This window comes from Pseudomonas nabeulensis (assembly GCF_004682045.1).
In the GTDB taxonomy this organism is placed as follows: Bacteria; Pseudomonadota; Gammaproteobacteria; order Pseudomonadales; family Pseudomonadaceae; genus Aquipseudomonas; species Aquipseudomonas nabeulensis.
Genome location: NZ_QUZT01000126.1, coordinates 1 through 6095, shown reverse-complemented (window position 1 = coordinate 6095; position 6095 = coordinate 1). Strand labels below are relative to the sequence as shown.

5 protein-coding genes are annotated in these 6095 nt (G+C 60.4%); 2 read left to right on the top strand and 3 right to left on the bottom strand.

What is annotated here, in order from left to right; genetic code table 11:
• Positions 1-66: 66 nt before the first annotated feature.
• The 3 genes from DYL61_RS30890 to DYL61_RS30880 form a co-directional block, all read right to left on the bottom strand.
• Positions 67-1296: a M20/M25/M40 family metallo-hydrolase gene (locus DYL61_RS30890; RefSeq protein ID WP_135311538.1), complete on the bottom strand. Its 1230-nt coding sequence runs from the start codon at positions 1294-1296 to the stop codon at positions 67-69.
• Positions 1297-1343: 47 nt separating this feature from the next.
• Complete coding sequence (locus DYL61_RS30885) at positions 1344-2402, bottom strand: diguanylate cyclase (protein WP_135311537.1); 1059 nt, start codon at positions 2400-2402, stop codon at positions 1344-1346.
• An 82-nt stretch (positions 2403-2484) separates the two neighbouring features.
• On the bottom strand, positions 2485-3564 hold the full coding sequence (locus DYL61_RS30880) for a sigma-54 interaction domain-containing protein (protein WP_105731801.1): 1080 nt from the start codon (positions 3562-3564) through the stop codon (positions 2485-2487).
• Positions 3565-3820: 256 nt separating this feature from the next.
• Between DYL61_RS30880 and DYL61_RS30875 the strand changes: the two genes are divergently transcribed.
• Together DYL61_RS30875 and DYL61_RS30870 are read left to right on the top strand one after the other, a co-directional pair.
• Positions 3821-4561, top strand: coding sequence for a response regulator (locus DYL61_RS30875; protein WP_105700204.1), 741 nt, complete (start codon positions 3821-3823; stop codon positions 4559-4561).
• Positions 4558-5862 carry an ATP-binding protein gene (locus DYL61_RS30870; RefSeq protein ID WP_135311536.1) on the top strand — a complete coding sequence of 435 codons (1305 nt, stop codon included), beginning with the start codon at positions 4558-4560 and terminating at the stop codon, positions 5860-5862. Before DYL61_RS30875 ends, DYL61_RS30870 begins: the two co-directional genes overlap by 4 nt.
• The last annotated feature ends 233 nt before the right edge of the window (positions 5863-6095 follow it).

Sequence of the window (6095 nt, the reverse complement as noted above, 5' to 3'; positions counted from 1 at the left end):
CTCGCGGCCCAGCGCGAGCAAGCTCGCTCGCCACAACGGCCTTGCATCATCCCTCCTGCCAATGGGTTAGCGCTTGCTCAACTCCATAATCATCCGACTCAACAAATAAACCCGCGGCACCACGCTCTCCACCTCTGCATATTCCTCCGGCGTGTGAATGTTACCGCCGACGATCCCGAACCCGTCCAATGTCGGCGTTCCCACGCCGGCCGATAAACTCGCATCCGCTGCGCCGCCGCTGCCTTCAATGGTCAACTTGCGTCCCAACTCCCCGTAAATCCCTTGGGCAATCGCGACCAACTTGTCTGACTCCGGCGTCTGCGGCATCGGTGGCAGGCCGCGTTGCAGGCTGGTTTTCACCTCGGTTTCCGGGATCAGTTTGTTGGCCGAGACCCGCGCAAGGTCCTTCTCGATACGATCAAACTCTTCTGGCAACGCCGCGCGCACGTCCGCCTTGGCGGTGGCTTGATCGGGAATCACATTCACCCGATCCCCCGCCTTGAGCACGGTGAAGTTGATGGTGGTTTTCTTCTCTTCATCCCCCAACTTGCCCAGTTGCAGGATCTGGTGCGCAGCTTCCATCGCGGCATTGCGGCCAAGCTCCGGAGCAACGCCGGCGTGGGCGGCCTTGCCTTTGACTTCGACCACGGCAGTCGCACTGCCTTTGCGCCACACCACCAAGCCATCCGCCGGGCGGCCGGGTTCGAGGTTGAGGGTCACGTCCTGGCCCTTTGCGGTTTTGCGGATCAGGTCGGAGGCGATGTCGGAGCCGGTTTCTTCACTGGCATCGAGCAAAAAGGTGATTTGCGCGTAGTCCTTGAAGCCCTGGTCCTTGAGGACTTTAAGCGCGTAGATGCCGGCGACGATGCCGCCCTTGTCATCCATCACGCCGGGGCCATAGGCGCGGCCATCCTTGATATGGAACGGGCGCTCGGCGGCTGAGCCTTCCTTGAACACGGTGTCCATGTGGGCCATCAGCAGGATCTTTGCCTTGCCGGTGCCTTTGAGGGTTGCGATCACATGGCTGCTGTTGGCCGCAGCATCCGGCACGCGTTCAATCGCGAAGCCCAGCTGTTTCAGCTCATCAACGGCGATATCACTGACTTGGGTCAGGCCAGGACCATAGCCCGAACCGGAGTCGATATTGACCAGACGTTCCAGCAGTTTCAGGGCGTCACCTTTGTACTGCTCGGATTGGGCCTGGATCTGTTTGTGGGGTTCGGCGCTGTAGGCCGGCACGGCGAAGGACAAGGCCAAGGTGGCGGCCAGGAGACTGCGGGAGACATTGAAAAGCATGAACCGATCCTTGTTTTTGTTGGAAGGTGCCGCCACACCCTACCCCACTAGATCGATCGCAACCAACTCCCCTGTACCGAACTGACCCGGTTGCGGCCACTGCTTTTGGCCTCATACAACGCCTGGTCTGCATCATTCAGCCAACTGGTCGCATCGGCATGGGCCGGTTGATACGGCGCCAGGCCAATGCTCAAGCTAACGCGCAAGGTCGGGTCCTGGACGTAGGCCAAGGCGTTGAAGCGGTCGCGCAAGGCGTCCATCACTTCGGTGGCACGGTTGAGGGGCATGTCGGGCAGGATCACGCAGAACTCATCCCCGCCGTAACGCCCGGCCAGGTCGGTGGTCCGCAGATTCTGGCGCAGCACTTTGCTCAGTTGGCGCAGCACAATATCGCCGGTCACATGGCCGTACGTGTCGTTGATGATCTTGAAGTGGTCGATGTCGATCAGCGCAATCGCCGCCCCGGCCGGGCCTCGGCGGCAGCGTTGGAATTCGATTTCGAGGTGGTCTTTCCAGGCGCCGTGATTGAGCAGGCCGGACAGGCTGTCGGTGCGACTCAACGCCAGCAGCTCGCGTTTGTGCCGGGCCAGGGTCACCGCCTGGCGATAACAGATCCAACCGAGTGCCAACGGGTACAGCATCAGGATCGGCAGGCACGCATACAGCTGAGCCTGGGTGGTCACGGCGATGAAGGCCGGGGCAAAGACCAGCAGTGACACACCGATGCCGAGCCCCTGCGCCGCCCAACCCAGCAACATGAAACGCGGACCGCCGATGGCCACGTTGTTCATGGTCATCATCGACAGGGTGGTCACGCTGGGCAGTGGATTGAAGTGCATGGCGCCGACCCAGAAGCCGCCGCAGAACGAATCGAACAACAGGTTGCGGCGTTCACTGCGCAGGGAGTTGATCCCATGGCGCGAAGCCTGAAAAGCCAGGTGCGGCCAGACAAACGCGTTGATCAGCATCCACACCCAAACCCAGGTCGGAGGGTGCAGCGGGTACATGCCAAACACCACGCACACAAAACCGAGCGTCAGCCCCAGGGTGCGGGACTTATACAAGCGTGAAGCGAGCGAAAGTCCCTTTCCTCCTGCGGCTGGCATAGTGGGGTGCAATCCTGGAGTGATGCCTGGAGTCTATCAGGGCAACGTCAAATCGCCACTACCGCTTAGAAGCTCACCACGGTCAAGGCTTCGCACGCCCTTTAAGCATGCCGTGATTGACCAGCAACGTGCGCATGGCATTGCGGGTGATGCCCAGCAGGTCCGCCGTGCGCAATTGGTTAAAGCCGCAAAAAGCAAAGGCCTCACGCACGATGAGATCTTCGATATCGTGCAGCAGTGTGTCCCCCGGCACTTCGAACAAGCGCAACAACTGCTCGCGCATCACCTCTTGGGGAATCCTCGGCGCGCCGCTGTTGGCGCTGGCATGCAGGGCACTGAGCCCGGCGGAGAACTTGAGATGGCTAGGCATGATCGGTTTGTCGCCGGCCACCAGCAACGCCAGGTGCACCACGTTTTCCAGCTCGCGGATGTTGCCCGGCCACGGGTAGTCCAGCAGTGCCTGGGTGGCGGATTCCGACAGCATCGGTTCGGCGATTTTCAGCTTGGCGCTGTACAGCCGTCGAAAGTGCTCCACCAACGGCAGGATATCCAGCGGCCGCTCCCTTAAGGGCAGCACTTGAACCTGGGCCACATTGATGCGGTAGAACAAGTCGAGACGGAAATTGCCCGCCTCCACCGCCTGTTCCAGGTCGATGTTGGTGGCAGTGACCAGGCGGATATTGATCTTGATCGGCTTGCGCGAGCCCACCCGCACCACTTCCTGTTCCTGCAACACACGCAGCAACTTCACCTGCAATGGCAACGGCAGGTCGCCGATTTCGTCGAGGAATAAGGTGCCGCCATCGGCCTCTTCGAACCAACCACCGCGCCGCCCCACAGCCCCGGAAAACGCCCCGGCTTCATGCCCGAAAAACTCACTTTCAGCGAGAGTTTCACTGATGGCGCCGCAGTTCACCGGCACAAACGCGCCGGTACGCCCACTGGCGCTGTGGATATAGCGCGCCACCAGCTCCTTGCCGGTGCCGGTTTCGCCATTGATCAACACGGGCGCGTCGCTGGGACCGACACGTTTCAAATAGTCAAGCAATTGCAACGAGCGCGGATCGGCAAACACCAGGGCCTTGGCGCGGATCGACAGCGGATCTTTTTCACCCTGGGGCAAGGTCAGGATCGGCGTGGGTTGCCCGTGGGGACGGTTCATGAACATTTTCCCGGCGGCGAGATAAATACAGTGACGCTGACTTTACTCAGCCGCGCATATAACTAGAAATATTAAAAATTCATTAGTACATAACCGTTTATCGGAAGCTTCGTCCGGCTAAAATCCGCCCGCCCGGCAATTTTGCTTCGTCGTGTATCTCGTTATCGCCAGATACACTGCAATACAAAGGGCACAAGGCAACGGCGCGGGCTGTGGTTAGACTGCGCCCCAACGAGCATTTAACGAGGAAGGCAGCATGGATCATGTCGATCACATCCTGATCGTCGATGACGACCGGGAGATCCGCGAACTGGTGGGTAATTACCTGAAGAAGAACGGCATGCGCACCACCGTGGTCGCCGATGGCCGGCAGATGCGCAGCTTCCTCGACACCACGCCGGTCGACCTGATCGTGCTGGATATCATGATGCCCGGCGACGACGGCTTGCAGCTGTGCCGCGAGCTGCGGGTGGGCAAGCACAAGGGCACGCCGGTGCTGATGCTCACGGCGCGCAACGATGAAACCGACCGCATTATCGGCCTGGAAATGGGCGCCGACGACTACCTGGTCAAACCCTTCGCCGCCCGTGAGCTGCTGGCGCGCATCAATGCGGTATTGCGCCGTACGCGGATGCTGCCGCCAAACCTGGTGGTGAGCGAAACCGGGCGGTTGATCCGCTTCGGGCGCTGGCGCCTGGACACGACTGCACGCCACCTGCTCGACGAAGACGACACCCTGGTGGCCCTGAGCGGCGCCGAATACCGCCTGTTGCGGGTATTCCTCGACCACCCGCAGCGCGTGCTCAACCGTGACCAACTTCTCAACCTCACTCAGGGCCGCGACGCCGATCTGTTCGACCGCTCCATCGACCTGCTGGTCAGTCGCCTGCGCCAACGCTTGCTGGATGATGCGCGTGAACCGGCCTATATCAAGACCGTGCGCAGTGAGGGCTATGTGTTCTCCCTGGCCGTGGAAATCCTCGAGGCCGATCAATGAGTTTTCGGCTGGGTTGGCCGCGCACGCTGGCATCGCAATTAACGTTGATCTTCCTGGTCAGCCTGGTTTGCGCCCATGGGTTGTCGTTCAGTGCGCAGTTTTATGAGCGCTACATCAGTGCGCGTACCGCCATGCTGGGCAATCTGGAAAACGACGTGGCCACGTCGGTAGCCATCCTCGACCGCCTGCCCGCCAACGAGCGCGCCAGTTGGCTGCCGCGCATCAATCGGCAGAATTACCGCTACCTGCTGGATGCCGGGGAAACCGGCGAGCCGATGAACAGCAACGAAGTGCCCATCGCCGCCAAATCGATTTCTGAAGCGCTGGGCGAACAGTACGCCCTGACTTTTCGCGATATTCCCGGCGTGCAAAAGCACTTCCAGGCCCACCTGCCCCTGGCCGACGGCAGTCCGATCACCATTGACGTGCGCCCGTCCATGGTCCCGGTCGCCTATTGGCTGCCGGTGGTGTTGGTGCTGCAACTGGCGTTGTTGTTGGGTTGCACCTGGTTCGCCGTGCGCTTGGCTGTGCGCCCGCTGACCCGATTGGCCCGTGCCGTGGAAACCCTCGATCCCAATGCTCACCCCACGCCACTGGATGAACAAGGCCCGACCGAAGTCGCCCACGCCGCTGCTGCATTCAATGAAATGCAAAAGCGCATCGCCGAATACCTCAAGGAACGCATGCAGATCCTCGCGGCCATTTCCCACGACCTGCAAACCCCGATTACCCGCATGAAACTGCGCGCCGAATTCATGGACGACTCCGTCGACCGCGACAAACTCTGGAGCGATCTGGGCGAGATGGAGCATCTGGTGCGTGAAGGTGTGGCGTATGCGCGCAGTGTGCATGGCGCTACGGAAGCCAATCACCGGATTAACCTCGATGCGTTTCTCGACAGCCTGGTGTTCGATTACCAGGACATGAACAAGTCCGTGAGCCTCAGCGGCAAAAGCGCGGTGGTGCTGGATACCCGCCCCCATGCCCTGCGTCGAGTGCTGGTGAACCTGGTGGACAACGCCTTGAAGTTCGCCGGATCCGCACAGTTGGAAGTCGGCTCGACCGCCAATGGCGAGCTGTCAATCAAGGTGCTGGATAACGGGCCGGGCATCGCCGAGGAAGAACTGGTGCAGGTGATGCAACCGTTCTATCGCGTGGAAAGCTCGCGCAATCGCGGCACCGGCGGGACCGGTCTGGGGCTGGCGATTGCCCAGCAATTGGCGGTGGCGATTGGCGGTTCGTTGACCTTGAGCAACCGCCCGGAAGGCGGTTTGTGCGCGCAGATCAAGATCAACCTGTAGCGTTGACCATCGTTGTCACACCCCATATAGTGTGCCCACAACGATAACGGACCACTACATAGTGTGCAGAAACGGTATTTACCGCCCACACTATGGGCAGTTTTTCAATGCCTGACGCCTGCAATCGCCCATTTTTTCGACGGTGTTCACACACCGTCAAAACCGATCAAAAGGAATATTTCGATGCTCAGCTGGGATGAAGTCGACAACGAAGACACCGGTGCAGCGGTGAT